At 71.7% G+C, this 24,785-nt stretch carries 26 protein-coding genes; 13 read left to right on the forward strand and 13 right to left on the reverse strand.

What is annotated here, in order from left to right; translation table 11 throughout:
- Positions 1 to 331: 331 nt before the first annotated feature.
- Both ACZ63E_RS32970 and ACZ63E_RS32975 read right to left on the reverse strand, forming a co-directional pair.
- Positions 332 to 2,311 carry an SDR family oxidoreductase gene (locus ACZ63E_RS32970; RefSeq protein ID WP_465340110.1) on the reverse strand — a complete coding sequence of 660 codons (1,980 nt, stop codon included), beginning with the start codon at positions 2,309 to 2,311 and terminating at the stop codon, positions 332 to 334.
- 59 nt (positions 2,312 to 2,370) lie between these two features.
- Positions 2,371 to 2,574 carry a hypothetical protein gene (locus ACZ63E_RS32975; RefSeq protein WP_465310494.1) on the reverse strand — a complete coding sequence of 68 codons (204 nt, stop codon included), beginning with the start codon at positions 2,572 to 2,574 and terminating at the stop codon, positions 2,371 to 2,373.
- Positions 2,575 to 2,793: 219 nt separating this feature from the next.
- Here ACZ63E_RS32975 and ACZ63E_RS32980 point away from each other — a divergent pair, with 219 nt between their 5' ends.
- Positions 2,794 to 4,017 carry an NAD(P)/FAD-dependent oxidoreductase gene (locus ACZ63E_RS32980; protein WP_465340111.1) on the forward strand — a complete coding sequence of 408 codons (1,224 nt, stop codon included), beginning with the start codon at positions 2,794 to 2,796 and terminating at the stop codon, positions 4,015 to 4,017.
- Here the strand turns inward: ACZ63E_RS32980 and ACZ63E_RS32985 are convergent.
- A complete protein-coding gene (locus tag ACZ63E_RS32985; protein WP_465340112.1) occupies positions 4,010 to 4,729 on the reverse strand; it encodes a MerR family transcriptional regulator in 720 nt (239 codons plus the stop codon). The two genes, ACZ63E_RS32980 and ACZ63E_RS32985, sit on opposite strands and share 8 nt — an antisense overlap.
- Positions 4,730 to 4,783: 54 nt before the next feature.
- Between ACZ63E_RS32985 and ACZ63E_RS32990 the strand changes: the two genes are divergently transcribed.
- Entirely contained in the window at positions 4,784 to 5,038 is a 255-nt protein-coding gene (locus tag ACZ63E_RS32990) for a hypothetical protein (protein ID WP_465340113.1), read from the forward strand.
- On the opposite strand, the gene ACZ63E_RS32995 is transcribed toward ACZ63E_RS32990, so the two are convergent.
- Positions 5,028 to 6,233 carry a multidrug effflux MFS transporter gene (locus ACZ63E_RS32995; protein WP_465340114.1) on the reverse strand — a complete coding sequence of 402 codons (1,206 nt, stop codon included), beginning with the start codon at positions 6,231 to 6,233 and terminating at the stop codon, positions 5,028 to 5,030. The two genes, ACZ63E_RS32990 and ACZ63E_RS32995, sit on opposite strands and share 11 nt — an antisense overlap.
- Before the next feature lie 204 nt (positions 6,234 to 6,437).
- Here ACZ63E_RS32995 and ACZ63E_RS33000 point away from each other — a divergent pair, with 204 nt between their 5' ends.
- Genes ACZ63E_RS33000 through ACZ63E_RS33025 form a run of 6 tightly spaced genes read left to right on the forward strand, consistent with a single transcriptional unit; the run spans position 6,438 to position 12,945 of the window.
- Positions 6,438 to 7,289 carry a fumarylacetoacetate hydrolase family protein gene (locus tag ACZ63E_RS33000; RefSeq protein WP_465340115.1) on the forward strand — a complete coding sequence of 284 codons (852 nt, stop codon included), beginning with the start codon at positions 6,438 to 6,440 and terminating at the stop codon, positions 7,287 to 7,289.
- A 2-nt stretch (positions 7,290 to 7,291) separates the two neighbouring features.
- Positions 7,292 to 8,596, forward strand: coding sequence for an enolase C-terminal domain-like protein (locus ACZ63E_RS33005; RefSeq protein WP_465340116.1), 1,305 nt, complete (start codon positions 7,292 to 7,294; stop codon positions 8,594 to 8,596).
- Positions 8,589 to 9,335 (forward strand): SDR family NAD(P)-dependent oxidoreductase, encoded by a 747-nt coding sequence (locus ACZ63E_RS33010; RefSeq protein ID WP_465340117.1) that lies wholly within the window; start codon positions 8,589 to 8,591, stop codon positions 9,333 to 9,335. The genes ACZ63E_RS33005 and ACZ63E_RS33010 overlap by 8 nt, the downstream gene beginning before the upstream one ends.
- Before the next feature lie 45 nt (positions 9,336 to 9,380).
- Positions 9,381 to 10,415: a sugar ABC transporter substrate-binding protein gene (locus tag ACZ63E_RS33015; RefSeq protein WP_465340397.1), complete on the forward strand. Its 1,035-nt coding sequence runs from the start codon at positions 9,381 to 9,383 to the stop codon at positions 10,413 to 10,415.
- The gene (locus tag ACZ63E_RS33020; RefSeq protein WP_465340118.1) at positions 10,412 to 11,935 is read left to right on the forward strand and encodes a sugar ABC transporter ATP-binding protein; all 1,524 of its coding nucleotides are present in this window, start codon (positions 10,412 to 10,414) and stop codon (positions 11,933 to 11,935) included. The genes ACZ63E_RS33015 and ACZ63E_RS33020 overlap by 4 nt, the downstream gene beginning before the upstream one ends.
- The gene (locus ACZ63E_RS33025) at positions 11,932 to 12,945 is read left to right on the forward strand and encodes an ABC transporter permease (protein WP_465310504.1); all 1,014 of its coding nucleotides are present in this window, start codon (positions 11,932 to 11,934) and stop codon (positions 12,943 to 12,945) included. The genes ACZ63E_RS33020 and ACZ63E_RS33025 overlap by 4 nt, the downstream gene beginning before the upstream one ends.
- A gap of 42 nt (positions 12,946 to 12,987) precedes the next feature.
- On the opposite strand, the gene ACZ63E_RS33030 is transcribed toward ACZ63E_RS33025, so the two are convergent.
- Positions 12,988 to 13,710: a FadR/GntR family transcriptional regulator gene (locus tag ACZ63E_RS33030; RefSeq protein WP_465340119.1), complete on the reverse strand. Its 723-nt coding sequence runs from the start codon at positions 13,708 to 13,710 to the stop codon at positions 12,988 to 12,990.
- Positions 13,711 to 13,789: 79 nt separating this feature from the next.
- Between ACZ63E_RS33030 and ACZ63E_RS33035 the strand changes: the two genes are divergently transcribed.
- Genes ACZ63E_RS33035 through ACZ63E_RS33045 form a run of 3 tightly spaced genes read left to right on the forward strand, consistent with a single transcriptional unit; the run spans position 13,790 to position 15,950 of the window.
- Positions 13,790 to 14,128, forward strand: coding sequence for an L-rhamnose mutarotase (locus ACZ63E_RS33035; RefSeq protein ID WP_465340120.1), 339 nt, complete (start codon positions 13,790 to 13,792; stop codon positions 14,126 to 14,128).
- Positions 14,125 to 15,096, forward strand: coding sequence for an aldo/keto reductase (locus ACZ63E_RS33040; protein WP_465340121.1), 972 nt, complete (start codon positions 14,125 to 14,127; stop codon positions 15,094 to 15,096). The genes ACZ63E_RS33035 and ACZ63E_RS33040 overlap by 4 nt, the downstream gene beginning before the upstream one ends.
- Positions 15,093 to 15,950, forward strand: a complete 858-nt coding sequence (locus ACZ63E_RS33045; RefSeq protein ID WP_465340122.1) for an amidohydrolase family protein — start codon at positions 15,093 to 15,095, stop codon at positions 15,948 to 15,950. The genes ACZ63E_RS33040 and ACZ63E_RS33045 overlap by 4 nt, the downstream gene beginning before the upstream one ends.
- A 31-nt stretch (positions 15,951 to 15,981) precedes the next feature.
- Here ACZ63E_RS33045 and shbA read toward each other — a convergent pair whose 3' ends face one another.
- The 4 genes from shbA to ACZ63E_RS33065 form a co-directional block, all read right to left on the reverse strand.
- Positions 15,982 to 16,635, reverse strand: a complete 654-nt coding sequence (shbA, locus tag ACZ63E_RS33050; RefSeq protein WP_465340123.1) for an RNA polymerase sigma factor ShbA — start codon at positions 16,633 to 16,635, stop codon at positions 15,982 to 15,984.
- 254 nt (positions 16,636 to 16,889) lie between these two features.
- Entirely contained in the window at positions 16,890 to 17,186 is a 297-nt protein-coding gene (locus ACZ63E_RS33055; protein ID WP_465310510.1) for a DUF202 domain-containing protein, read from the reverse strand.
- A gap of 586 nt (positions 17,187 to 17,772) precedes the next feature.
- On the reverse strand, positions 17,773 to 18,066 hold the full coding sequence (locus ACZ63E_RS33060; RefSeq protein WP_465340124.1) for a YidH family protein: 294 nt from the start codon (positions 18,064 to 18,066) through the stop codon (positions 17,773 to 17,775).
- A gap of 71 nt (positions 18,067 to 18,137) precedes the next feature.
- Positions 18,138 to 18,608, reverse strand: a complete 471-nt coding sequence (locus ACZ63E_RS33065; protein WP_465340125.1) for a GtrA family protein — start codon at positions 18,606 to 18,608, stop codon at positions 18,138 to 18,140.
- Between the two features lie 148 nt (positions 18,609 to 18,756).
- Here ACZ63E_RS33065 and ACZ63E_RS33070 point away from each other — a divergent pair, with 148 nt between their 5' ends.
- Entirely contained in the window at positions 18,757 to 19,167 is a 411-nt protein-coding gene (locus tag ACZ63E_RS33070) for a hypothetical protein (RefSeq protein WP_465340126.1), read from the forward strand.
- A gap of 81 nt (positions 19,168 to 19,248) precedes the next feature.
- A complete protein-coding gene (locus tag ACZ63E_RS33075) occupies positions 19,249 to 19,542 on the forward strand; it encodes an iron-sulfur cluster biosynthesis family protein (RefSeq protein ID WP_465310514.1) in 294 nt (97 codons plus the stop codon).
- Positions 19,543 to 19,584: 42 nt separating this feature from the next.
- Here the strand turns inward: ACZ63E_RS33075 and ACZ63E_RS33080 are convergent, their stop codons facing one another.
- The 4 genes from ACZ63E_RS33080 to ACZ63E_RS33095 form a co-directional block, all read right to left on the reverse strand.
- Positions 19,585 to 20,709, reverse strand: coding sequence for a glycerate kinase (locus tag ACZ63E_RS33080; RefSeq protein WP_465340127.1), 1,125 nt, complete (start codon positions 20,707 to 20,709; stop codon positions 19,585 to 19,587).
- Positions 20,706 to 21,638 (reverse strand): 2-hydroxyacid dehydrogenase, encoded by a 933-nt coding sequence (locus tag ACZ63E_RS33085; RefSeq protein ID WP_465340128.1) that lies wholly within the window; start codon positions 21,636 to 21,638, stop codon positions 20,706 to 20,708. The genes ACZ63E_RS33080 and ACZ63E_RS33085 overlap by 4 nt, the downstream gene beginning before the upstream one ends.
- A 30-nt stretch (positions 21,639 to 21,668) precedes the next feature.
- Positions 21,669 to 22,556, reverse strand: a complete 888-nt coding sequence (locus ACZ63E_RS33090; RefSeq protein ID WP_465340129.1) for an SGNH/GDSL hydrolase family protein — start codon at positions 22,554 to 22,556, stop codon at positions 21,669 to 21,671.
- 109 nt (positions 22,557 to 22,665) lie between these two features.
- Positions 22,666 to 24,753 (reverse strand): alpha-galactosidase, encoded by a 2,088-nt coding sequence (locus tag ACZ63E_RS33095; protein ID WP_465340130.1) that lies wholly within the window; start codon positions 24,751 to 24,753, stop codon positions 22,666 to 22,668.
- Between the last annotated feature and the right edge of the window lie 32 nt (positions 24,754 to 24,785).

Genomic DNA, 24,785 nt, shown 5'->3' on the forward strand with positions numbered 1-24,785 from the left:
TTTTTTTTTTTTTTTTTTTTTTTTTTTTTTTTTTTTTTTTTTTTTTTTTTTTTTTCCCCCCCCCCCCCCCCCCCCCCCCCACGACCACTGACCTGCGCCGGAGATCGGAGCCGGGTGGCGCACTCCGGCACCGGCCGGTGAATCACCCGATGGTGCGCCGGGCAGTGCCGATGGCGGCGGTCTGGTCCGCCACCGCTGACCGGTCCCCAGTGCTGACTTCAGACATCCGAACTCCCCAGTTCACCCGAGCCCCGTTCCGGTGAACGGCGCTGGCGCGAGGGTAAGAGGAGCCGTCCCCGCGCGGCCAGCGTTCCCGCGGAAGTTGCGGACATCAAGCACGACGGCGCCAGATCAGGCGGGTCACCGCCGCCGCGACGGACGCCGGCGCGGGGCGGCGGGGCAGGCCGCGCGCTTCCGGCGCGGACTCCCGCGTCGCCCGGTACGCGAGGTGCGCGGTGAACCGGGCGAGCCGCGGTGTCGCGAGCGTCGCCAGCTCGGCGGCGCGGCCTTCGGGCAGCGTCAGGATCTCCGGCCGCTCTTCCAGGGCTTTGACCACGAGCGCCGCGGCGCGCTCCGGGCTGCTCGCCGGGAGGCCGCGGTAGCCGGTCGGCGCGATCATCGGCGTCCGCACCAGCGGCATCCGCACGGAGGTGAAGGTGATCCCGTCCGACAGCGTCTCGCGCCCGGCCGTCAGCCCGAACTCCTCCAGCGCCGCCTTCGAAGCCAGGTACGCCGAGAAGCGCGGGGTGTCGGTCTGCAGGCCCATGGTGGTCACGTTGACGACGTGGCCGAACCGCCGCTCCGCCATCGACGGCAGCAGCCCGAGGATCAGCCGCACCGGGCCGAAGTAGTTGATGGCCATCGTGCGCTCGTAGTCGTGGAACCGTTCCGTGGACAGCGAAACCGAGCGCCGGATCGACCGGCCGGCGTTGTTCACCAGCATGTCCACCGCGCCGTGTTCGCCGAGCACGTCCTTGACCAGCGCGTCGACGGCGTCGCCGTCGGTGAGGTCGCACGGGTGCGCCGCGGCGAGCCCGCCGGCCGCGGTGATCTCGGCGCGCACCTCTTCCAGCTCGTCGGCGCGGCGGGCCACGAGGATCACCTTCGCGCCCTTGCCGGCCACGGCGAGCGCGGACGCCCGGCCGATCCCGGACGACGCGCCGGTGACCAGCACGGTCCGCCCGGCCAGGCCGTGGGCGCGGCGGGCGCGGTCGGGGTCGAGGTGGGCCCGCCAGTACCGGTAGAGCGGCGCCGCGTAGTCGCGCAGCTCGGGCAGCTCGATCCCGCTGCCGAACAACGCCGTGGTCGTGCGCGCGGTGTCGAAGACGACGTCCAGGGTCAGGTGCGGCAGCACTTCGAGCGGGACGCCCAGCTCGTCGAGGACGGCGGCCCGCGCGGCGCGGCCGCCGGGCACCCGGTCGACCCCGGCGGCGGCCGCGTGCGCGAACCGGGCGCCCGCGCGCCGCAACACGTTCGACGGCTTCGCGGGCAGCACGGCCCGGATCACCGGCCCGCCCGCGGCGCGCGCGAAGGCGTTGTAGACGGAGTTCAGCGACTGCGGCCGCGCGGCGGCGAGGTGGTAGGTCGCCCCGGACGGCGCGTCGCGGTGCATCAGGTGCTCCATCGCCTCGACGACGTAGTCGACCGGCACCAGGTTGGTCGCGCCCAGGTCGGGCGCGGCGAGCGGGATCCGGCGGGGCAGCGCCGCCAGCCGCGAGATGGCGGGGAGGAAGTAGTACGGACCGTCGACCTTGTCCATCTCGCCGGTGCGCGAGTCGCCGACGACGGCGGACGGCCGGTAGACGCGGAAGGGCACCGTCTGCTCGCGGACGAGCTTCTCGGCCTGGAACTTCGTCGCGTGGTACGGCGAGCCGAAGTGCTGGCCGAGGTCGAAGTCGGCCTCGGTGAACCGCCCGGCGTGGTCACCCGCGACGGCGATCGAGGACACGTGGTGCACCAGGCCCGCTTCCGCGGCCAAGGCGAAAGCGAGCAGGTGCCGGGTGCCCTCGACGTTCGCGCGCCGGTTGGCCTCCTCGCCGGCGGTGAGGTCGTAGACCGCGCCGAGGTGGACGACGTGGTCGAGGTGCGGCAGCCCGGCGGGGTCGACGCCGAGCCGCGGTTCGCCGAGGTCGCCGACCACGGGGTGCAGCTTGTCCGCGCCCGCCCAGCCGTGGGCGAGCGCCTGGAGCCGTCCCCGGGAGGTCTCCCGCACCAGCGCGTACACCGCGGCCGTCTTCGGCCGCCGCAGCAGCCGGGCGACCAGGCGTTTCCCGATGAAGCCCGTCGCGCCCGTCACGAAGTAGGTCGTCATGGCCGGTCCCTTCCGTCGTGGGCCGACTCTAACCTACTGGAAAGTAGGAACGATAGTTGTCAGGTTTGGGCCGTCTCGTCCGCCGTCGCGACGATGGCGTCACGCAGGGCGGCGCGCAGCCGTCCGACGTCCAGCGGCCCGAGCACCGCCGCCTCACCCGGCGGCGCGACCAGCACCACCTTGTCGTTGCTGACGAACACCGTGACGTCCCTTCGCCTGCCGGCCAGATCCCGGCAGCCGACCGACCATTCGCCCCGACTCATGGTCGCCACCCTCCGTTTCCCTCTTGGCGGTCGTGCTCCGTGCGGGGGTGGGAGCCGGGCGCCGGAGGGTCATGACGCCGGTTCACCCGATTTGCCTACTCGCGGGTTTCCCCTTGCGGTTCGCGGACTTCCGGCGTAGGGCCCGCGCGAGGAGATGTGGCCCGGCGGGTTCGGGAGTACCGTCCGCGGCACGAACCGTCGTCACCGTGGGAGGTCAGGATGTCGGAGCCGCGCAAGATCGTCGTCGTCGGAGCGGGTCTGGGCGGGGCGTCCGCCGCGGCCGCGTTGCGCGAGCGTGGCTACACCGGCGAAGTCCTCCTGATGGGCTCGGACCCGCACCGGCCGTACGAGCTGCCACCGTTGTCGAAGGGCGTGCTGCTGGGCTCCACCGACGAGCCGGACTGGGTGCACGAGGAGAAGTTCTACGCGGACAAGGACATCCGGTTCACCCCGGGCGTCACGGCGACGCGCGTCGAGCTGGGCGCCCGCCTGGTCCTGGACGACGCGGGCGGCGAGCACCGCTACGACCGGCTGGTGCTGGCGACGGGCTCCCGGCCGCGGTCCCTGCCGGTCCCCGGCGGCGACCTCCCCGGGCTGTACACGCTGCGCAGCCTCGACGACTCGCTCAAGCTGCGTTCGGCGTTCGCCGAGGCCGAGCGCGTGGTGATCATCGGCGCCGGCTGGATCGGCTCGGAAGCCGCGGCGGCCGCCCGCACGCACAACGCGGAGGTGACGGTCGTCGACCCGGTCGCGGTGCCGCTGGCGACGGTCATCGGCGAGACGGTCGGCGGGGTGTTCCGCGACCTGCACACGGAGAAGGGTGTGCACTGGCGGCTGGGCGAGCAGGTCACGGAGATCACGGGCGGCCCCACGGGCGTCCGCGGCGTCCGCCTGAGCGGCGGCGACGAGCTGACGGCGGACGTGGTCCTGGTGGCGGTCGGCGCGGCCCCCCGGGTCGAGCTGGCCCACGCGGCGGGCCTCGAGCTGTCCGACGACGGCGGCGTGTGCGTGGACGCGGGCCTGCGCACGGCGGCCCCGGACGTCTACGCGGTGGGCGACATCGCGGCCCACTTCCACCCGCGGTACGGCCGCCGCATCCGCGTGGAGCACTGGTCGAACGCGAAGGAGCAGGGCACGCACGTGGCGCAGAACCTGCTGGGGGAGAACGAGCCGTTCCTCGCCTCGCCGTACTTCTTCACGGACCAGTACGACCTGGGGTGCGAGTACCGCGGTCTGGCGGACCCGGAGTCGGACGAGCTGGTGGTCCGAGGGGATCTGGGTTCCCGCGAGTTCACGGCGTTCTGGCTGCGCGACGGCGAAGTGGCGGCAGCGATGAACGTCAACATGTGGGACGACGGGGATGCCTTGAGCGCCTTGGTGGACGGCCGGGTGAAGGTGACGGCGGAACAGCTCAAGACGGCGGATCTGGCGTCGCTCACCTGAGCCTTTCGCGGAGCAGACCGTCGAGCCGCCGCCAAGCGGGCGACGACGCATTGACGGCCCCCTGCACCAACGCCGGAATCGCCGAACCCTGGTCGTACGCAGGCAACTCCGCGCCATACCGTTCACGAGTCGCCGCGACGAGGCGCTCAGCCAGCGCGTCCACGCGGGGATCCCGCGGATCAAGATCGTGCACACCGTCGTACTCGAGCACGATCGCGAGCAGCGCCGGATCGGCCAGCATCGACGACTGGTCCTCGAACGAGACGCGAGCCGTCGCCGGGTGGGTCGCGAACACCAGCAGCCACAGATCCTGCTGCAGCGCCACCCACCGCTCACTGAACCCCAGACCGCGCATCCGCGACAGAAACCCCACAACGTCGGCAGGCAGCGCCGACAACGAACCGTCCCCGAGCTGCCGCAGCCGCGACCGCGTCTCCCGCAGGCCGCGGATCCGCGCGGACAGGTCCTCGTCGATCTGCCGCAACGCCTCGGCGAGCCCGCCGCCGGAACGCAGCTCGCGGATCCGCGCCAACGGCACCCCCGCCTCGGCGAGCGTCCGGATCTTGATCAGCTCCACGGCGTCGGCCGCGCCGTAGCGGCGGTAGCCGGACGCGTCGCGCGAGGGCTCGGGGAGGAGCCCCTTCGCGTGGTAGACGCGGATCGTCTTGGTCGTCACCCCGACGTACCCGGCGAGCTGTCCGATGGTGAGCACCCCGCCATCGTCGCACTTGACATTGCCCCAGGGGCAAGGTTGCACGATGGGAGCATGACCGACCACGAAACCCTGCGCGCGCTCGCCGACGAGGGCAACGAGACCGCGCTCGACCGCCTGGCCGACCTCGCCGAGGCCCGCGGCGACGTCGAGGAGCTGAGCGAACTGCTCGACGAAGGCTGCGACCACGCCGGGGAACTCCTGACCCGGCGCGCGGTCGCCGAGAACGACCCCCTCGAGCTGCAGCGGATCGCCGACGCCGGGCACGAACCGGCCGGTGAAGAGCTGGAGCGGCTGCTCAGGAAGTAGCCGGACGGGTCAGCGCCAGATAAGCCACCAGCGCCAGCACCGCGAACCCCGCGATCGTCGCCGCCATCGGCACCGCGGTCCCCGGCCCGCCCAGCCCCACCAGCGGCGTCGCCACCGCGCCCACCACGAACTGCAGCACCCCGAGCAACGCCGACGCCGCCCCCGCCGACCGCGCGTGGGCCGCCAGTGCCAGCGAGCTCGCGTTCGGCATCACCAGCCCGATGCTCGACACCAGCAGGAACAACGACACCAGCAGCAAGACCAACGGCGCGTGGAAGAACGCCGAAACCAGCGTCGCGGACCCGCCGAAGACGCCCAGCAGCAGCCCCGAAAGAAGCAGCGTCCGCTCGGGCACGCGCCCCACCAGGCGGCCGTTGAGCTGTCCGGCCAGGACGATGCCGACGCCGTTGACCCCGAACACCACGCTGTACGCCTGCGGACTCAGCCCGTACACACCCTGCAGCGTGAACGACGAACCCGAGATGTAGGCGAACATCGACGCGAACAGCAGCCCGGACGCCAGCGCGTACCCCGCGAACGACCGGTCCAGCGCCAGCCGCCCGTAGGTTCGCATCACCTGGCCGAGCCGCGCCGGCGACCGCGAAGAAGACGGCTCCGGGAAGGCGAACACCACCACGGCCAGCAGCAGCGCGCCGAACGCCGTCAGGACCACGAACACCCCGCGCCACGACGTCCAGTTCAGCAGCTGCCCGCCGATCAGCGGCGCCAGGATCGGGGCCAGCCCGCTCACCAGCATCAACGTCGAGAAGAACTTCGTCATCGCGGTGCCGGAGAACAGGTCCCGCACGGTCGCCCGCGCGATCACGATGCCCGCCGCCGCGCCGAGGGACTGCACACCCCGCGCCGCGACCAGTAGCCACGCATCCGGGCTCACCGCGCACAGCACCGACCCCACGACGTACAGCACCAGCCCCACCAGCAGCGGGCGCCGGCGGCCCAGCGCGTCCGACAGCGGCCCGAGCACCAGCTGGCCGATCGCGAGCCCGGCGATGAACGCGCTGAGCGTCAGCTGGACGGTGGTGTCCGCCGCGTGGAGGTCGGCCGCCATCCGCGGCAGCGCGGGCAGGTACATGTCGATCGACAGCGGCCCGAAGGCCGAGAGGCCACCCAGCACGAGGACGAACTTCAGCTGCGTCCGCCTGCTCGTCGCGGTACTTTCCGACGTGGTGGTCATGCGCCTCCTCTGGTCCCTGCTTCCGACCAGCGACGCGGTGACCTGCGCTATTCCGGCTGTGAGCGGTGACACCCCGTGCTCAAACGAGCACTGAACCGGTACTGATCCGATCAATTTTCCGGCCGATTGGGCGGCGGCTCTGGATCGAGGGTCGAGACTGCGATATACATCGGATGTCTGGTCGAGCGGGTGAAGGGAATATCCGTGCAGCTTGTGCGCCTCGGGGAGCCGGGTAGTGAGCGTCCGTTCGTGCGGGCCGGCAACGGCACGACCTACGGCCTGAGCGGCCTGACCGCCGACATCGACGGCGGGTTCCTCGCCGCCGGCGGCGTCGCCCGCGTGGCCGCCGCGCTCGCCGCCGGGGAGCTGCCGGAAGAGAACGTCGACGGCCTCCGCGTCGGCTCGCCGATCGCCCAGCCCGGCAAGGTCGTCTGCATCGGCATGAACTACCGCCGCCACGCCGAGGAGACCGGCGCGACCCCGCCCACCGAGCCCGTCGTCTTCATGAAGGCGCCGGACGTCGTGGTCGGCCCGGCCGACGACGTCCTCATCCCGCGCGGGTCGGTCAGCACCGACTGGGAGGTCGAGCTCGGCGTCGTCATCGGCAAGACCGCGCGTTACCTCGACAACGTTGACGAAGCCCTGGGTCACGTCGCCGGTTACGTCGTCTCCAACGACGTTTCCGAGCGCGCGCTGCAGTTCCGCACCGCGCAGTGGGACAAGGGCAAGTCGTGCGAGAACTTCAACCCGCTCGGCCCGGGGCTCGTCCCGGCGAACGAGGTGCCCGACCCGCAGGACCTCGGCCTGCGCCTCTGGATCAACGGCGAGAAGAAGCAGGACTCGAGCACCAAGGACATGATCTTCTCCGTGGCCGAGATCATCCACCACCTGGGCCAGGTGATGGTGCTGCGCCCGGGCGACCTGATCAACACCGGCACCCCGGAAGGCGTCGCGCTCGGGCAGCCCGACCCGAAGCCGTACCTGCGCGACGGCGACGTGATCGAGCTGGAGATCGACGGGCTCGGCCGGCAGCGCCAGACCGCGAGGCAGGCCTGACCATGGCGAAGATCATCGGCATGGAGGTCCTCGACGTCCGGTTCCCGACGTCGAAGGAGCTCGACGGCTCCGACGCGATGAACCCCGACCCGGACTACTCGGCCGCGTACGTCGTGCTGCACACCGACGGTGGCCCGGACGGCTACGGCCTCGCGTTCACCATCGGCCGCGGCAACGACGTCCAGGCCGCCGCGATCCGCGCGCTCGCCCCGCACGTCGTCGGCCGGGAGGTGCCCGAAGACGCGGCTGCGCTCGGCGCCCTCTCGCGCACGCTCGTCGGCGACTCGCAGTTCCGCTGGCTGGGCCCGGAAAAGGGCGTCGCGCACATGGCCGTCGGGGCGGTGGTCAACGCTGCGTGGGACCTCGCCGCGCGCCGCGCGAACCTGCCGGTCTGGAAGTTCGCCGCGCGCATGACGCCCGAAGAGCTCGTCAGCCTCGTCGACTTCCGCTATCTGAGTGACGCGCTCACCGAGGCCGAGGCCCTGGAGATCCTGCGTGCCGCCGAGCCCGGGCGCGCCGAACGGACGAAACAGCTCGAAGCCGACGGCTACCGCGCCTACAGCACGTCCCCCGGCTGGCTCGGGTACGCCGACGCGAAGCTGGTGCGGCTGGCCGAACAGGCCGTCGCGGACGGCTTCGACATGATCAAGCTGAAGGTGGGCGGCAACCTCGAGGACGACGTCCGCCGCATGAAGCTGGCCCGCGAGACGGTCGGGGACGGCATCCGCATCGCCGTCGACGCCAACCAGCGCTGGGACGTCCAGGCCGCGGTCGACTGGATGACCGAGCTCGCGCCGTACGACCCGTACTGGATCGAGGAGCCGACGTCGCCCGACGACGTCCTCGGGCACGCGGCCATCGCGAAAGCGCTGGCGCCGATCAAGATCGCCACCGGTGAGCACGTCCAGAACCGCGTGGTGTTCAAGCAGCTGCTGCAGGCGAACGCGATTTCGGTGCTGCAGCTGGACGCCGCGCGGGTCGGCGGGTTCACCGAGAACCTCGCGATCCTGTTGCTGGCCGCGAAGTTCGGCGTGCCGGTGTGCCCGCACGCCGGTGGTGTCGGGCTCTGCGAGCTGGTCCGTCACCTGTCGATGTTCGACTTCGTGGCGGTGTCCGGCACCGACGCGGACCGCTCGATCGAGTGGGTCGACCACCTGCACGAGCACTTCACCGACCCGGCCGTCGTCGAACGCGGCCGGTACCTCGCCCCGACCGTCCCCGGGTTCTCCGCGCGCATGCACGACGCCACGCTGCGCCGGTTCCGCTTCCCGGACGGTCCCGAGTGGACGGAGACCGCAAGTGAGTGAATTCGAGGGCCTGGTGGCCGCCGTCACCGGAGGCGCCTCGGGCATCGGCAAGGCGGCCGCGGACCTGCTGGCCGAGTGCGGCGCGCGGGTGGCGGTCCTCGACCTTAAGCCGGGCGACGACGGCATCCGCTGCGACGTCTCCTCCGACGACGAAGTGCGCGCCGCGATCGACACCGTCGTGGAACGCTTCGGGCGTCTCGACATCCTGATCAACAACGCCGGGATCGGCGCACAGGGCGACGTCACCGCCAACAACGACGACGAGTGGCACCGCGTGTTCGACGTCAACGTCGTGGGCATGGTCCGGCTCGCCCGGGCCGCGCTGCCCCACCTCAGGAACTCGCCGTCCGCGGCGATCGTGAACACCTGCTCCATCGCGGCCTGGGCCGGCCTGCCCCACCGCGCCCTCTACTCGGCCAGCAAGGGCGCGGTGCTCTCGCTGACCCTGGCCATGGCGACCGACCACCTGCCCGACCGGATCCGCGTCAACTGCGTGTGCCCCGGAACGGCGGACACCCCCTGGGTCGGCCGCCTGCTCGACGCCGCCGAAGACCCGGCGGCCGAGCGCGCGGCCCTCGCGGCGCGCCAGCCGATGGGCCGGCTGGTCACCGCCGACGAGGTCGCGAACGCCATCGTCTACCTCGCGAGTCCCCTTTCCGCTTCGACCACCGGGACCGCGCTCGCGGTCGACGGTGGCATGTACGGCCTGCGCCCGCGCGGTCCGGTCCCACCCCGGTAAGACTTGATTTCCGCTGTCATCAAGGAGGATGCGGTGCGCACGAAGGTGATCCAGGTGGCCGCGATGGCCACCGTCTGCGGCCTGGTACTGGCCGCCTGCGGGTCCACTAAGGACAATGCGTCGGCGCCCGCGGCGGGCGGCGGCAACCCCGGCGGCAAGGTCGGCGCGACCCTGCCGCTGCTGACCTCGCCGTTCTGGCAGGCCTACAACAACTACGTGCCACAGATGGCGAAGTCCGAGGGCGTCGACGTCCTCCCGACGGTCAACGCCGACAGCGACCCGGCCAAGCTGATCACCGACATCGGCACCTTCCTCAACCAGGGGGTCAAGGGCCTGGTCGTGACGCCGCTGGACTCCGCGGCCATCGTCGCCGGGCTCAAGCAGGCCGAGAACAAGGGCGTGCCGGTCGTCGCGGTCGACGTCGCCCCCGAGAGCGGCAAGGTCGCCATGGTGGTGCGCGCCGACAACAAGGCCTACGGCACCAAGGCGTGCGACGCGATCGGCGAGAAGGTCAAGTCCGGCAAGGTCGTGCAGATCCAGGGTGACCTCGCCTCGGTCAACGGCCGTGACCGCTCGGAGGCCTTCAAGGCCTGCATGACGCAGAAGTACCCGGGCATCCAGGTGCTGGACATCCCGGCCGAGTGGAAGGCCGACAAGGCGTCCTCCGGCCTGGACAGCATGCTGACGGCGAACCCGGACATCAAGGGTGTCTACATGCAGGCCGGCGGCGTCTACCTGGCCCCGACCCAGCAGGCGCTCAAGCGCAAGAACCTCTCGTTCCCGGTCGGCGACCCGAAGCACATCGTGCTCGTGTCGAACGACGGCATCCCGCAGGAGCTGGCCGCGATCCGCGCCGGCGAGCTGGACGCCACCGTGTCCCAGCCGGCCGACGCCTACGCGAAGTACGGCCTGTACTGGCTGAAGAAGGCCATGGCGGGCGAGACGTTCAAGGCCGGGCCGACCGACCACAACAGCACCATCGTCGAGATCAGCCCCGGCATCCTCGAGGACCAGCTGCCCGCGCCCGTCATCACCAAGGACAACGTGGACGACAAGGCCCTGTGGGGGAACAACCTGTGACCGCGCTGCCCGCCGGCGAGTCCGCCGTCCCGGTGGTCAGCGCCGTAGGAGTCGGGAAGCGCTACGGCCCCACCGTGGCGCTCCACGACGTCAGTCTCACCGTGCACCCCGGCGAGTCGCACGCGCTCGTCGGGCGCAACGGGGCCGGCAAGTCGACGCTCGTCACCATCCTCACCGGCCTGTCCGCGACGGACACCGGGCACGTCGAGTTCGGCGGCGAGCCGGCCCCGCCGCTGTCCAAACAGGACGACTGGAAGGCGCGGGTCGCCTGCGTCTACCAGCACGCGATGGTCGTCCCGCAGCTCACGGTCGCCGAGAACCTGTTCCTCAACCGGCAGGCCGGCGGCGGGTTCGCCATCGGCTGGAAGTCGTTGCGCCGCAAGGCGCGCGAGCTGCTGGACTCGTGGGACGTGCACGTCGACGTCGACACGCCCGCCGGCGAGCTGTCGGTGGAGGACCGGCAGTTCGTCGAGATCGCCCGCGCGCTGTCCTACGGCGCCCGGTTCATCGTGCTCGACGAGCCGACCGCGCAGCTGGACAAGCAGGCCATCGAGCGGCTCTTCGAGCGGATGCGCCAGATGCAGGCGAACGGCGTGACGTTCCTGTTCATCTCGCACCACCTGCACGAGGTGTACGAGGTCTGCCAGGCCGTCACGGTGCTGCGCGACGCGAAACACGTCCTCACCGCGCCGGTGTCCGAGGTCGGCCGGGCCGAGCTGGTCGACGCGATGACCGGCGAACCCGGCGGCCTGTCCGTCCGCGACGCCGCTTCCCGGGAGTCCCTCGAAGCCGATGCCGCGGAGATCCTTGCGGTGGACGGGTTGTCCGGCGACGGCTTTTCGGACGTCTCTTTCCGGCTGCGCCGCGGCGAGGTCGTCGGGCTCGCGGGCAGCAACGCCAGCGGCAAGCACCAGGTCGCCGAGACGGTCTACGGCCTGCGGACACCGTCCGCGGGCACGATCCGCGTCGACGGCTCGCCGCTGCGAGCGGGCGACATCCCGGCGGCGCTGCGCGCGGGCATCGGCTGCGTGCCGCGCGACCGGCACCACGAGGGACTGGTGCTGGAGCACTCGATCGCGGACAACGCCACGCTGTCCATTTTGGACAAGCTGGGCCGCGGCGGGATCGCGTCACCCACCGCCCGGCGCGCGAAGGCGGCACAGGCCCTGCGGGACTACGACATCGTGGCCGCGAGCGCCGAGCAGCCCGTGTCGGACCTCTCCGGCGGCAACCAGCAGAAGGTCGTGCTGGCCCGGGCCCTGATCGGCGACCCGCGGGTCGTGGTGCTGATCAACCCGACCGCGGGTGTGGACGTGAAGTCGAAGGAGGCGCTGCTCGCGGTCGTGGACCGGGTGCGCGCCGAGGGCAAGGCGGTGCTGATCGTCAGCGACGAGCTGGACGACCTGCGCCTGAGCGACCGGGTCCTGGTGCTGCGCGCCGGGGCCGTGGTCGCCGAGCACCAGGCCGGGTGGTCCGACGGCGACCTCGTGGCCGACATCGAAGGAGTCGAGCTTTCGTGACCGACGTGATGACCTCTCCGCAGACGGAGCTGCCCGCACCACCCCGGCGCCGCAAAGCCGGCTGGCTGCGTGAGCTCGCGCTGCTGCCCGCCCTGGTCGTCGTCTTCGTGATCGGCGGCCTGGTCGATGACACCTTCGTCGGCTGGAGCAACATCGTCAGCATCCTGACCGCGTCGGCGGCGCTGTCGCTGGTCGTGCTCGGCGAGTCGCTGGTGCTGATCACCGGGAAGTTCGACCTGTCCCTGGAATCCACGATGGGCCTGGCGCCGGCGCTCGGCGCGATGGTCGTGATCCCGGCGGCGTCGGCCGGCTTCGGTGTCGAGCTGCCCGCCGCGATCGGCCTGCTGGTGATCCCGCTGTGCGGCGCGCTGGTCGGGTTCCTCAACGGCTTCCTGATCGTGAAGCTGAAGCTGAACGCCTTCATCGTCACCCTCGCCATGCTCACCGTGCTGCGCGGTGTCCAGGTCGGGTCGACCAAGGGCAAGACGCTGTTCAACCTGCCGGACTCGTTCACCAACCTGGCGACCACGACGTTCCTCGGGCTGCCGATGTCGGTGTGGCTGGCCGCGGCGCTGTTCGCGGTCGCCGGCTGGGTGCTGCGCTACCACCGCGTCGGCCGGGCGCTGTACGCGATCGGCGGCAACCGCGAAGCCGCGCGGGCCGCGGGTGTGCGCGTCGACCGGATCGCGTGGGCGGTGTTCGTCGTCGCCGGGATCCTCGCCGCGATCGGCGGCCTCGCGTACACGGGTTACGTCGGCGCGCTGGGCGCCAACCAGGGCTCGGGGCTGATCCTGCAGGTGTTCGCGGCGGCGGTGATCGGCGGTGTCTCGCTCGACGGCGGCAAGGGCACGCTGATCGGCGCCCTCACCGGCGTCCTGCTGCTGTCGTCGGTGTCCAGCCTGCTCAACTACGCGCACGTCACGGCGGAGTGGCAGGGGGCCATCTACGGCGCCATCATCCTGGTCGCGCTGATCATCGCCCGGTACGCGGGCGGAAAGCCCCAGACCTGACGCTCACGCCGTGATCATCCGACGTTCTCAGGAGTGCGTGTGCTACGAGGCTTCCGCGGCCGGCTCGGCGTCGGCCGTCGGGTCGTCCGCGGTGCCCAGGGCGTTGCGCAGCCACTGCTCGACCCCCGCGACGTGCACGGTCGCCCACGAGCGGGCCAGCTCCGGCTCGCGCGAGGCGATGGCCTCGTAGATCGCCGTGTGCTGCTCGCGGGTCTTCGCGACCGCGCCCTCCTGGGTGAGGCCGCGCCAGATCCGGGCGCGGGCGGTCGGCCCGGAGAGGCTGTCGAGCAGCGAGCACAGCACGGGGTTGCCGGAGCCGTCGGCGATCTTGCGGTGGAACTGCAGGTCGTTGGCGACCAGTGCCTCGACGGTCGGCGAGTCCTCCAGCTCGCCGAGCAGCGCGCCCAGCTCGGTGATGTCGTCGTCGCTCATGTGCAACGCGGCCAGCGCGGTCGCGGCGGGCTCGAGGATCCGCCGCACGGCGAGGAAGTCGAGCACGGTGTCGTCGCGGTGGAAGTCGACCACGAACGTCATCGCGTCGAGCAGCAGGTTCGGCTCGAGGCTGGTGACGTAGGTGCCGTCGCCCTGGCGGACGTCGAGCACCCTGATCAGGCACAACGCCTTGACGGCCTCCCGCAGGGAGCTGCGCGAGAGCCCGAGCCGCTGGGCCAGCTCGGCCTCCTTCGGCAGCCGGTCGCCCGGCGCCAGCTCGCCGGAGATGATCATGTCCTTGATCTTGTCGATCGCGACATCGGTGACGGGCATCTGTCCGCCCTCCCTGCAACAGACCTCGGATGTTTCGGTGTTCCTCCCCAGCGTGCCATGCCCCGGCCAAGGAGTGGTGATGACCCACCAACGCGAACCGCAAAGAGTGGCTCTCCACACTCGGCTCAAGCCCGGCAAGGAGGCCGAGTACGAGTCCGTCCACGCGGTCATCCCGCCCGAGCTGGACGTGGCCCTGCGCGAAGCCGGCGTTCGCAGCTGGCGGATCTGGCGTAACGGTCTCGACCTCTTTCACGTCGTCGAAGTCGACGACTACGCGGCGATGCGGGCGGCGTTGCGGGACCACCCCGCCAACGTCCCTTGGCAGGCCAGGATGGCCGAGCTGCTGGCCGTCGAAGACGACTACTCCGGCGACGACACCGGCATCGGGCTGGTCTGGGAACTGCCGGTGAAGGAGTGACGGCGTTGGAACTGTCCCCGCTCGGGCTCGGCTGCGCGCAGCTGGGCAACCTCTACCACGCGATCACCGACGAGACCGCGGCCGCGACCGTGCGCCGCGCGTGGGACGAGGGCATCCGGTACTTCGACACCGCGCCGCACTACGGCCTCGGCCTGTCGGAGACCCGGCTCGGCGCGGCCCTGCGGTCCTTTCCCCGCGACGAGTACGTGCTCTCGACGAAGGTCGGGCGCGTGCTCGAGCCGAACCCCGGCGGCGCCGGCGCCCAGGACGACCAGGGCTTCGCCGTCCCGGCCGCGTACAGGCGCCGGTGGGACTTCAGCCGCGACGGCGTCCTGCGCTCGATCGAGGACAGCCTGGTCCGGCTGGGGCTGGACCGCGTCGACGTCGTGTACGTCCACGACCCCGACGACCACTTCGAGGAAGCCCTGCGCGGCGCCTTCCCGGCGTTGCGCGAGCTGCGGGAGCAGGGCGTGATCGGCGGGTTCGGCGCCGGGATGAACCAGGCGCCGATGCTCACCGAGTTCGTCCGCCGGACCGAGCTCGACGTGCTGCTGGTGGCGGGCCGCTACACGCTGCTCGACCAGCCCGCGCTGGACGAGCTGCTGCCGCTCTGCCTCGAGCGTGGCGTCCGCGTCGTCATCGGCGGCGCGTTCAACGGCGGCATCCTGGCGACGGCCGAACCGGGCCGCGTCTACGACTACGCCGAGGCGCCGCCGGAGCTGGTCGAGCGGGCAGCCCGGATCGCGGCGGTGTGCGCGCGCCACGGGGTCGAGCTGCCGGAAGCCGCGCTCGCGCTGCCGATCGCGCATCCGGCGGTGGCGTCGGTGGTCGTCGGCGCGCATGATCCGGAGCAGGTGAGCGTGAACGCCCGGCGAGCGCGGGCGGTCGTGCCGCCGGAGCTGTGGACGGAGCTGGTCGACGCGGGCCTGCTGCGCGCCGACGTCGTGATCGCCGAAGGAGTCTCATGATCGACGCCCACCACCACCTCTGGGACCCGTCGCGGCGCGAGTACCCGTGGATGGCGAGGGCGGCGATGGACCCGATCCGCCGCCCGTACACCGTCGACGACCTGCGCGCGGTGACGAAGGCCGCGGGTGTCCATGCGACGGTGCTGGTCCAGACGGTGTCCTCGGCCGAAGAGACCGAGGAGTTCCTGGCGACGGCGGTGGCGGAACCCGTGGTCGCGGGGGTGGTCGGCTGGGCCGACCTCACCGCCCCGGATCTCACCGACCGCTTGGCGGTGTTGCGCGAGCGCGGACCGCTGGTCGGCCTCCGCCACCAGGTGGAGAACGAATCGGACGACGACTGGCTGCTGCGCCCGGGCGTCGTGGCCGGCCTGAACGCGCTGGCGTCGGCCGGCCTGACCTACGACCTGCTCGTGCGCACCGCCCAGCTGCCCGCGGCGGCCGAGCTGGCGCTGCGGCAGCCGGAGCTGCGGCTGGTGCTCGACCACGCGGCGAAGCCCCCGATCGCGTCGGGGGAGTGGGAGCCGTGGGCGTCCGGGGTGGCGGCGCTGGCCGCGCGCGAGAACGTCGTGTGCAAGCTGTCCGGGCTGGTCACGGCCGCGGACTGGTCGGGCTGGGAAGTGGGGCACCTGCGCCGGTACGTCGACCACGTGCTGGAGGTGTTCGGCCCGTCGCGCGTGCTGTTCGGCTCGGACTGGCCGGTCTGCGAGCTGGCGGCGTCCTACGAGCTGGTCCTGGACGCGGCGATCTCGCTGACGGGCTCGCTGTCGGACGCGGAGCGGCTGGCGGTGTTCGAGCACAACGCCCGGCGCGTCTACGCGTTGGATGCGAGCGAGGACACCTCTTCCAGGGGGTAAAAGAGGTGTCCCCGCCCGCGGCTGTGATGGCCTAGAACTCGTCGTCGCGGATCATGCCGCGCAGGCGCGTCAGCGCCCGGTGCTGCGTGACCCGCACGTTGCCCGGCGAGATCCCGAGCGCTTCGGCGGTCTCCTGCGCGGAGAAGCCGACGGCGATGCGCAGGGTCAGGATCTCCTGCTGCACCCGGGGGAGCGACGCGAGCAGCCGGCCCAGGCGCGCGCCGAGGTCGAGGCTGAGCGCGTGGGTCTCCGGCTCGTTGCCGACGAGCGGGCGCTCCGGGAGCTCGGGGACGGGCTCCGAGCGGTCCCGGGCGACGGCGCGGTAGGCATCGGCGACCTTGTTGGCCGCGATCGCGTGGACGAGGTAGAGGAAGGAGCCCCCGCGGTCCTGGTAGTCGGGGAGCGCCTTGAGGACGGCGAGGCAGACTTCCTGCGCGACGTCGTCGGCGGACAGGTACGACAGGTCGCGCCCGCCCATGCGCGCCCGGCAGTACCGGACCACCACCGGCTCGATCATCTGGAGGAGGTTGTGGATCGCGGCGGGGTTGCCCTCGCCCGCGTCTTTCACCAGAGGATCGAGGTCCTCCTTGGTGAGCCGTCCGCTGGGCCGAGGCAGTGACTCCGGAGTGCGATAATCGCGAACCTCACTGGAAGCCTGCTCGGTGGTCCTCGGCGGTGCTGTCATGAGTCGTCTCCCCGGCCGACCCTCGACCGTCGCTGCCGGGGGTTCCACTCTCCGTGACCGTTCGGTGACAGGTACTCCGGGAGACCCGGTCTTACCTGCGTTCCGTGCGACGCTGGGTAATCGTAAGCACCTGATGGCGCATCAGTCCAGATTTCAACGACCAATACCCCGTTCGCAGGAGCGACCGTGATGTTACCGCGACCCGACGCGGCACATTGCGATTAATCGGTTTCAGGATGTGCCGAGTTCACTCGTCAGTGGAGGATGACCACGGAAGTGGCAGTCACCGTGACGGCGAGCGACGCCAGGGCGGGCATGACCGGGTGAAGCGGCCTCGGTTCGGGTGCCCGCAGCGCCCGTTCGCGCTGGACACCGACGCCGGCGAGGAGCACGGATGTAGCAGCCGCGAAGAGCACAGGGACCAGAGCGAGACCCCAGTGGTGCTGCGCGGCGGCGTGGAGGAGCAGGGCGGTGCAGGCGGCCGACCCGAGGGCGGTGCGCCGCCAGGCCAGCCCGGTCCGCTCGGCCTGCGCCCCGGCGGGGGCGGTCACGGCCGGGCCCCGAAGCCGAAATAATCGCGAACGGCCCGCAGTCGGGGAGCGCGGTAGCGTCCCGGGTCGGGTCGCTCACGGTCCGTCGCCCGGGGGTTCGGGTCCGGGGTGGCCGTTGAACACTGGTCACCTGGCGTAGTTACGGAGACACCAGCAGCCCCGCAACCGCCTGACCCTCCGGCGCGAGTTCCGGTGGCGAGATCGCCGGCCGCCCGCACCGCCACGACAGCCGTCGTCCATCCAGGTGCGCCAGTTGGCCACCCAGATACCCACCCCACCCGTCCCATCGCCCGTGTCGACCCTCCAGACACGCGAGTCGACCCTTCAGTCACGCGAGTCGACTGTCCAATCACGCGAGTTGACCCTTCAAACACGCGAGTCGGCCGTCCGGGCACGCGAGTCGTCCGTCCAGGTACGCGTGTCGTCCGTTCCAGCACGCGAGTCGTCCGTCCGGATACGCGAGTCGTCCGTTCCAGCACGCGTGTTGACCCTCTAATCACGCGAGTCGACCCTTCAATCACGCGTGTCGACCCCTCAAGCACGCCTGCCGACCCTCGCGGCACGCACCCCGACCGCTCAACCGCCCTCACGACACCACCAGCAAAACCGCCGCAGCCACGATCAGGACCAGCAAACCGCCGGTCAACGCCACGATCATCCAGCTCCGAGGCAACGGCTCCCCGGCCCGCATCGCGATCTGCACCCGCCGCCACCGCGGATACGCCGTCGCCGCGAGGACCGCCGCCAGCACCACGCACAGCCCCGACAGCACCGCGCTCGCCGTCGCCGGGGCCGGGATCAGCTGGTGGACCGCCACGCCGCCGGCCACCAGGCCCAGCGCCGTCCGGAGCCAGGCCAGGAACGTGCGCTCGTTGGCCAACGTGAATCGATAATCCGGCTCGTCGCCGCCCGAATGGGGCCTGATCTCCTCTGCAGCCACGTCCGCAGACGCTAGCGGGCGGCCGGCTCCTCGGCTCGGTACGCGAACACCCACCAGCGCAGCACCGCGAACCGGACGAAGCCGCCGACCAGGCTGGACAGCAGCAGCGTGCCCGTCTCCTCCCACGACGTCGGCCGGTCGACGACCGCGTCGAGGATCGCCAGGACCGCCGAGCCGTACCCCGCGTAGAAGGCGAACGTCAGCAGGTCCTGCAGGTGCCGCTTGCCGGCGTTGCTCTGCCGTCCCGCGAAGGTGACACGGCGGTGGAACTCGGTGTTGCCGAGCGTCGTCAGCGCGATCGCGACCAGGTTCGCCACCTGGGAGCCGAGCTCGTCGCGCAGCAAAAGGAACAAGACCGCCTGGACGCCCGTTGTCACGACGCCGGCCACGACGTACCACGCCGCGTGCGTGCCGAGCTCGTGGTGCCGGTCGGGGTCGGTGGCGAGCAGCCGGTGCTCCGGTGCGCACCTGGTGGTGGCCATGATCCGAAGCTACTCCGCATTCACAAACTTGTGAATATGTTAAACCCGTTGAAGAAATGTGATCCCGGCGACACCGCCGGGGTTTCGCCCTCCGGCGCCTCGGGTAGGTCACCGGCGATGCCTACTGCCTACGCGCCGGGAGAACCCTGTGAGTGACCGTGACTCGGCCGACTCGGAAAGCCTGAGCCCCAGCGAGGCGCTGGACGAGGACGAGCTGCGCGTCGACCCGCTCGAAGAGGGCGTCGAGCCGCCCGAACACTGGAGTGCCGCCAACCGCTTCGGCACGACGCCCAGCGAAGTCCGCGAAGGCGAGCCGATGGCGCAACGCCTCGCCGAAGAGGAGCCGGACGCCGAGCCCGAGCCGGTCCCGGACCGGCCGATCGCGGCGACCCCGGCGGAGGAGCTCGACGAAACGGTCGAGGACGCTCCGCCGGACTTCGAGCAGGTGACCCCGGACGACGACGTGCCGCACCGGCACGCCGACCCCGATCCGGGGGAGCGGGCGGACTACGCCGGCGGCTCTGTGGCGGACGCCATCCGCCAGGCCCGGCAGGGCTGATCCGCTCAGACTGCGCGTCCGAACGGACGCCCCTAGCGTGGGGCACCAGTGCATCGGACCGCGACGAAGGGAAGGCCGAAGATGCTGACCGTGACCGAAGCCGCCGCCGAGGCGATCACCGCATTGACCAGCCAGAGCGAAGGGGACGCCGGGCTCCGCCTGGCGGTCCAGAACGCCGAGGGCGAAAGCGCGCAGCTGGCGCTGTCCGTCGCCCCCGAACCCACCGAGGGTGACAGCGTGCTCGGCGCCGAGGAGGGCCCGAAGGTCTTCCTCGAACCGCAGGCGGCGGCGTTGCTCGACGACAAGGTGCTCGACGTCCAAGAGGACGAAGCCGGCGGAGTCGCCTTCGCCGTCTTGCCGCAGCACACGAGCTGACCGCGGCGAACGGGCCTTTCGCGCCGCGGAAGGCCCGTTCGCCTAGCGGGGCCGCCAGGCGCTGACGAGCACCGCGGCCCGCAACCGCAGCAGTTCCGCCGCGTTGGCGCGGGCGTGGTCGAGCGACGGCGCGTGGTCGATCAACGCGCTGCTCGCGACGACGCCCAGGCTCGCCAGCCCGGCTTCGTCGAGCTGGATCCGCCCCGCCAACGCCATCAGCGGCACCCCGCGCGGCCTCGCGCGCGCCGCGATCCCGGCCGGAGCCTTGCCGTTGAGACTCTGTTCGTCGAGTGATCCCTCGCCGGTGATGACGAGGTCGGCGCCGACGAGCGCCTGGTCGACCCCGGTCAGCCCGGCGATGAGGTCGAACCCGGATTCCACGGTCGCGCCCAGCCCGGCGATCGCGCCGGCCGCGACCCCGCCGCCGGCCCCCGCGCCCGGCACCCGGCTGATGTCCGGGGCGCCACCCACCTGCAGCGCGTGCGCCCAGCGCGCGAGAGCGTCGTCGAGCAACGTCACTTCCGGCGGGCCCGCGCCCTTCTGCGGCCCGAACACCGCCGCGGCGCCGTCCGGGCCGAGCAACGGGTTCGTGACGTCGGTCGCGACCGCGACGCTCACGCCCTCCAGCCGTTCCCGCACCGGCGTCAGCTCGGTCGACGCGACCCGCGTCAACGTTCCGCCGCCGAGCCCGACCGGCGCGCCGAACGCGTCGAGCACTCCGGCGCCGAGCGCGCCCAGCATTCCGGCGCCGCCGTCGGTGCTGGCCGTGCCGCCGACCGTAAGGACGAGCCGGCGGGCGCCGTGGATCAGCGCGTCCCCGAGCAACTCGCCGACACCCCAGGTGTGCGCGGCCAGCGCGGTCGCCGGGCTCGGCTCGACGAACTCGATCCCGCACGCGCGCGCCGACTCGACGTACGCAGTGCCGTCCAGCACCGCATAAGAGGCGTTCACCGCCGCCTCGAGCGGGCCGCGGACGGTCAGCCGGACGATCCGCGCGCCCGCGGCTTCGAGCACGTCAAGCGTTCCCTCGCCGCCGTCCGCGACGGGGCACGCAACGATGTCGGCGTCCGGCAGCGCGTCCCGCACGCCCAACGCGATCGCCTCCGCGGCCTCGACCGCGGTGAGACTGCCCTTGAACTTGTCCGGCGCGATGACGACTCGGGTCACGGCTTCACCTCCGTCAGCGGGGCACGCCCGCCGAGCACTTCGACGACGTTGCGGGCGGCCAGCACGGCCATCGCGGTGCGGGTCTCGACGGTGGCCGACCCGAGGTGCGGGCTGAGCACGACGTCGTCACGGCCGAGCAGTCGCGGTTCGACGTCGGGCTCGTGTTCGAAGACGTCGAGCGCGGCACCGGCGATCTCCCCGGCTTCGAGCGCGTCCGCGAGGGCCGCTTCGTCCACGACCGGGCCACGGGTCGTGTTCACCAGGTAGGCACTGGGTTTCATCGCGCGCAACGCGGCCGCGTCGATCAGGTGCCGCGTCTCCGGCGTCAGCGGGCAGTGCAGCGAAACGACGTCGGAGCGTTCCAGGAGTTCCTGAAACGTAACGGATCCGCCACCAGACCGTCCTGAATGGACGATCGACATGCCGAACGCCTCGGCCCGCCGAGCCATCGCCCGGCCGATCTGGCCGAACCCGACGATGCCGAGTGTCTTGCCCTGCAGTCCCGAGCCCAGCAGGAAACCGAGGTGGAACGACCACGGCGTCCGCGAGCGCAGCAGCCGTTCCCCCTCGCCGAGGCGCCGCGTGACCGCGAGCAGCAGGCCGAAGGCGAGATCCGCGGTGGCCTCGGTGAGCACACCCGGGGTATTGGACACGACGACACCGCGCTCGGCCAACGCCGGGACATCGACGTTGTCATAACCGACGGCGACGTTCGCGACCACCTTGAGATCCGGCCCGGCGGCGTCGGCCAGCGCGCCGTCGAGCCGGTCGTGCAGCATGCCGACCACCGCCGCCGCGCCGGCCACGAACTCGTGCAGCTCTTCAGGGGTCAGCGGGCGGTCGGCGGGGGACACCGCCACCTCGCCCGCCTCGGCGAGCAGCTTCACCGCCTCGTCGGGAATCCATCGGGTCACCGCGATCTTGGCCACCCCGACAGCCTAGGGCACAGCACCGACAGTTCAGCCCCGCCGGACCGCCGCCAGGACGATCTCCGACTGCGCCGCCGCGCCCGCGCCGTTGGGGTGGAAGGGGAACGCGAGCAGGAGCGGGTTGCTCGCCGAGATCGGGATCAGGCCTTCGGCGAAGCGCACGGTGGGCGCCTGGCACGCGTCGTGGCCGACGGTCGGGGTGTAGGTGTCGACGAGCTCGGCGCCGTTGGCCGCGGCGACCCGCGCGAGCATGGCGTTCATCTGCAGGAACTTCGCCTGCAGGTAGGCGATGTCGCCGTCGGCGACCGGGATCACGGGCCAGCACCCCTTGCCGCTCGCGGGCAGCCCGGCGAGGTAGTTCACCAGCAGGACCCGCGCGTGCGGCGAGCGCTCGTGGATCCCCTGCAGCGCGTTCGCGACCTTGGGCTCGCTGGCCGCGACCGCGTTTTCCAGCTGGTCGACGCCGCCGGCGGTGAACTTGGCCTTGCAGGTGCTGATCGGCAGCAGGTTGAGGCACTTCGTCACGGCGGAAGCGAGCCCGATGTCGTTGCCGCCGATCCCGACGGTCACCAGGTCGGTGGTCGGCGTCAGCCGGTCGAACTGCGGCGGGTTCGTGCCGCCGAGCGGCAGCTTCTGGGGCTGCGTGAAGTCCGGCGTGGCGGCGCCGCCGCAGCTGGCGTCGCGGAAGGTTTCGACGCCGAGCGCGCCCGCGACCTCGTGCGGGTAGTCCGATGTGGACTGGGCGCAGTCGAGCGGGGTGAACTCGGTGGTGGGCGGGAAGGTGACGAAAACGTCGGCGGTCCACGAATCGCCCAGCGCCACGTACTCGTGGTAGCTGGTGCTCGCCGACGCCGGAGCGGCGAAGGCGAGCGCGGCGATGGCGGGCACGGCGAGGAGAGTGAACAGGCGCCGGCGCATGCTGCCTCCGTTGGCGAGCGGCGAAGTGAAGGACTTTCACATTCGCCGGACGCCTCGTGAAAAGTCAATGCGCCTCACCCGTCCTGGTGACGCCGGTCGGCGTGGGTATTCAGGCCCTGGTCAGCCGCACCACCGCGCTCGCGTACCCGCTGCCGGGCAGCTCGACGCCGAGCCCGTGGCTCAGCAGCACCGCGCCGTGGTGCTCGACGCCGTCCTGGTCGCGGTACCGCGCCGCAGGGTCCAGCCCGGCGAGCCGCGGCGGGGTGAACGGGCGCGCGAACTCCGTGGGCCGCCGCCAGAAGAACACGACCACGGAGTCGCCCAGCACGTACTGGACCGCGGTCAGCGCGGCGGTCGCCGGGTCGGCCAGCCGGTACTGGACGCCGTGCTGCACGACCGGCCGGATCTCCTTGTACAGCGCGACGAGCGCCGTCGCTTCGTCGAGCTCGGCCGCACTCCACCGCGGCAGGTCACCGCCGAGACCGAGCACCCCGGCCATCGCGACATGGAACCGGAAGCTCAGCGGCGCCTCCCGGCCGGTGGTCGGGTTCGGGCTGTCGGTGACCCAGGCCGACATCGTGCCCGCGGGGTAGAGCTGCCCGTACCCGTGCTGGATGCCGATCCGGTCGGCGGCGTCGGTGTTGTCGGACGCCCAGATCTCGTCGGTGCGCGCGAGGATCCCCAGGTCGGTGCGTCCGCCGCCGCCCGCGCAGCCCTGGATCCGCAGGCCGGGGTGGTCGGCTCGCAGCCGGTCGAAAATCGTGTGGACGGCGCGGACGTGGTCGACCCAGAGCCGTCCGGGATCGTCGCTCGAGGGCCAGCCCGCCTCGGTGAACGCACGGTTCATGTCCCACTTGAGGTAGTCGATGCCGTGCTCGCCGACCAGCCGGTCGAGCCACTTGTGCGCCCAGTCCGCGACGTCCGGGCGCGCGAAGTTCAGCACGAGCTGGTTGCGCAACGTCGTCCGCGAGCGGTGGGCCATGTGCAGCACCCAGTCCGGGTGCGCGCGGTAGAGGTCGCTGTCCGGGTTGACCATCTCCGGCTCGACCCACAGTCCGAACTTCATGCCGTGCGCGTGGACGGCGTCGACGAGCGGCCCGAGCCCCGCCGGGAAGCGCTGCTCGTTGGCGGTCCAGTCGCCGAGCCCGGCGGTGTCGCCGGTCCGGGCGCCGAACCAGCCGTCGTCCATGACGAACAGCTCGACACCGAGCTTCGCCGCGGCGTCGGCCAAGGACGTCTCGGTGGTTTCGTCGACGTCCCAGCCGGTCGCCTCCCACGAGTTGTAGACGATCGGCCGCAGCTCTTCGGGGTGCGGCTGGACGAACTCGCGGACGTAGGCGTGCCAGCGCCGGCTCGTGCCGCCGAAGCCGTCGGCCGCGTAGAGCCCGGCGAACACCGGCGTCTCCCAGGTTTCCCCGGGTCCCAGCCGCCAGCCGACGTTCTCGTGCCCGAACCCGCCGGTCCAGGTGACGCGCCCGGTGTGCGTCCGCTCGACGGTGATCCGCCAGCTCCCGCTCCACGCGAGCGCGCTCGACCACACCTCGCCGGACGTCTCGGTCGCGTCGCCCGCGTCGAGCATGACCCACGGGTCGACCTGGTGGCTCGACACCCCACGACGGCTGGTCAGCGTGGTCTCGCCGACCGGCAGCGGTTCGCGCAGCACGCCGTATTCGGCACTCCACGCGCCGGACGTCCGGCTCAGCCGCGCGCCGTCGCGCCGGGGGAGGGTCCACGACGCGGAATCCGTGCGCAGCAAGGAGATCGGCTCGTCCCCGGTGTTGCGCAGGGTCGTCCACCGCTCGAGGACTTCGCCGCGGACGCGGTAGTGCAGCGAAAGCTCGAGCGGGTAGTGCCGGTCCGCGAGCCGCACGACGAGTGCGCCGTCTTCGAGCGCGTAGCCGTCGTAACGCCACTCCAGCGCCGACGTCCCGTCCGCGTAGCGCACGGCCAGCGCCGCGACGCCGAAGAACGCGCCGCCCTCGGCCGGCAGCTCGAGCCGTTCGTCACCCGGCTCGTCGAAGCTGCTGTCGGCCGGGTTGCGGCGCGCGGCGACCTGCCCGGCCTGCGCCAGCGTCAGCGTCGGCCCCCAGTGCACGTGCCGCGGCCGGTCGTCGGAATCGAGCCGGAAGGCGTACGAGCTCTCGGGGGTGCGCAGCAGCCACAGCCGGTGCGCGGGGTCGTGTTCCACGAGCGACATGGACCTGAGCGTAGGGATGACCAGCCGAAAAA

The sequence above is a fragment of the Amycolatopsis sp. NPDC104819 genome (assembly GCF_055583145.1).

Coding starts and splice junctions, on each gene's coding strand:
- ACZ63E_RS33090 (WP_465340129.1), bottom strand. CDS start 22,556: ATGCGCCGGCGCCTGTTCACTCTCCTCGCCGTGCCCGCCATCGCCGCG.
- ACZ63E_RS33005 (WP_465340116.1), top strand. CDS start 7,292: ATGGCGAAGATCATCGGCATGGAGGTCCTCGACGTCCGGTTCCCGACG.
- ACZ63E_RS33030 (WP_465340119.1), bottom strand. CDS start 13,710: ATGCCCGTCACCGATGTCGCGATCGACAAGATCAAGGACATGATCATC.
- ACZ63E_RS32975 (WP_465310494.1), bottom strand. CDS start 2,574: ATGAGTCGGGGCGAATGGTCGGTCGGCTGCCGGGATCTGGCCGGCAGG.
- shbA (WP_465340123.1), bottom strand. CDS start 16,635: ATGACAGCACCGCCGAGGACCACCGAGCAGGCTTCCAGTGAGGTTCGC.
- ACZ63E_RS33095 (WP_465340130.1), bottom strand. CDS start 24,753: ATGTCGCTCGTGGAACACGACCCCGCGCACCGGCTGTGGCTGCTGCGC.
- ACZ63E_RS33035 (WP_465340120.1), top strand. CDS start 13,790: ATGACCCACCAACGCGAACCGCAAAGAGTGGCTCTCCACACTCGGCTC.
- ACZ63E_RS33075 (WP_465310514.1), top strand. CDS start 19,249: ATGCTGACCGTGACCGAAGCCGCCGCCGAGGCGATCACCGCATTGACC.
- ACZ63E_RS33045 (WP_465340122.1), top strand. CDS start 15,093: ATGATCGACGCCCACCACCACCTCTGGGACCCGTCGCGGCGCGAGTAC.
- ACZ63E_RS32990 (WP_465340113.1), top strand. CDS start 4,784: ATGACCGACCACGAAACCCTGCGCGCGCTCGCCGACGAGGGCAACGAG.
- ACZ63E_RS32970 (WP_465340110.1), bottom strand. CDS start 2,311: ATGACGACCTACTTCGTGACGGGCGCGACGGGCTTCATCGGGAAACGC.
- ACZ63E_RS32980 (WP_465340111.1), top strand. CDS start 2,794: ATGTCGGAGCCGCGCAAGATCGTCGTCGTCGGAGCGGGTCTGGGCGGG.
- ACZ63E_RS33065 (WP_465340125.1), bottom strand. CDS start 18,608: ATGGCCACCACCAGGTGCGCACCGGAGCACCGGCTGCTCGCCACCGAC.
- ACZ63E_RS32995 (WP_465340114.1), bottom strand. CDS start 6,233: ATGACCACCACGTCGGAAAGTACCGCGACGAGCAGGCGGACGCAGCTG.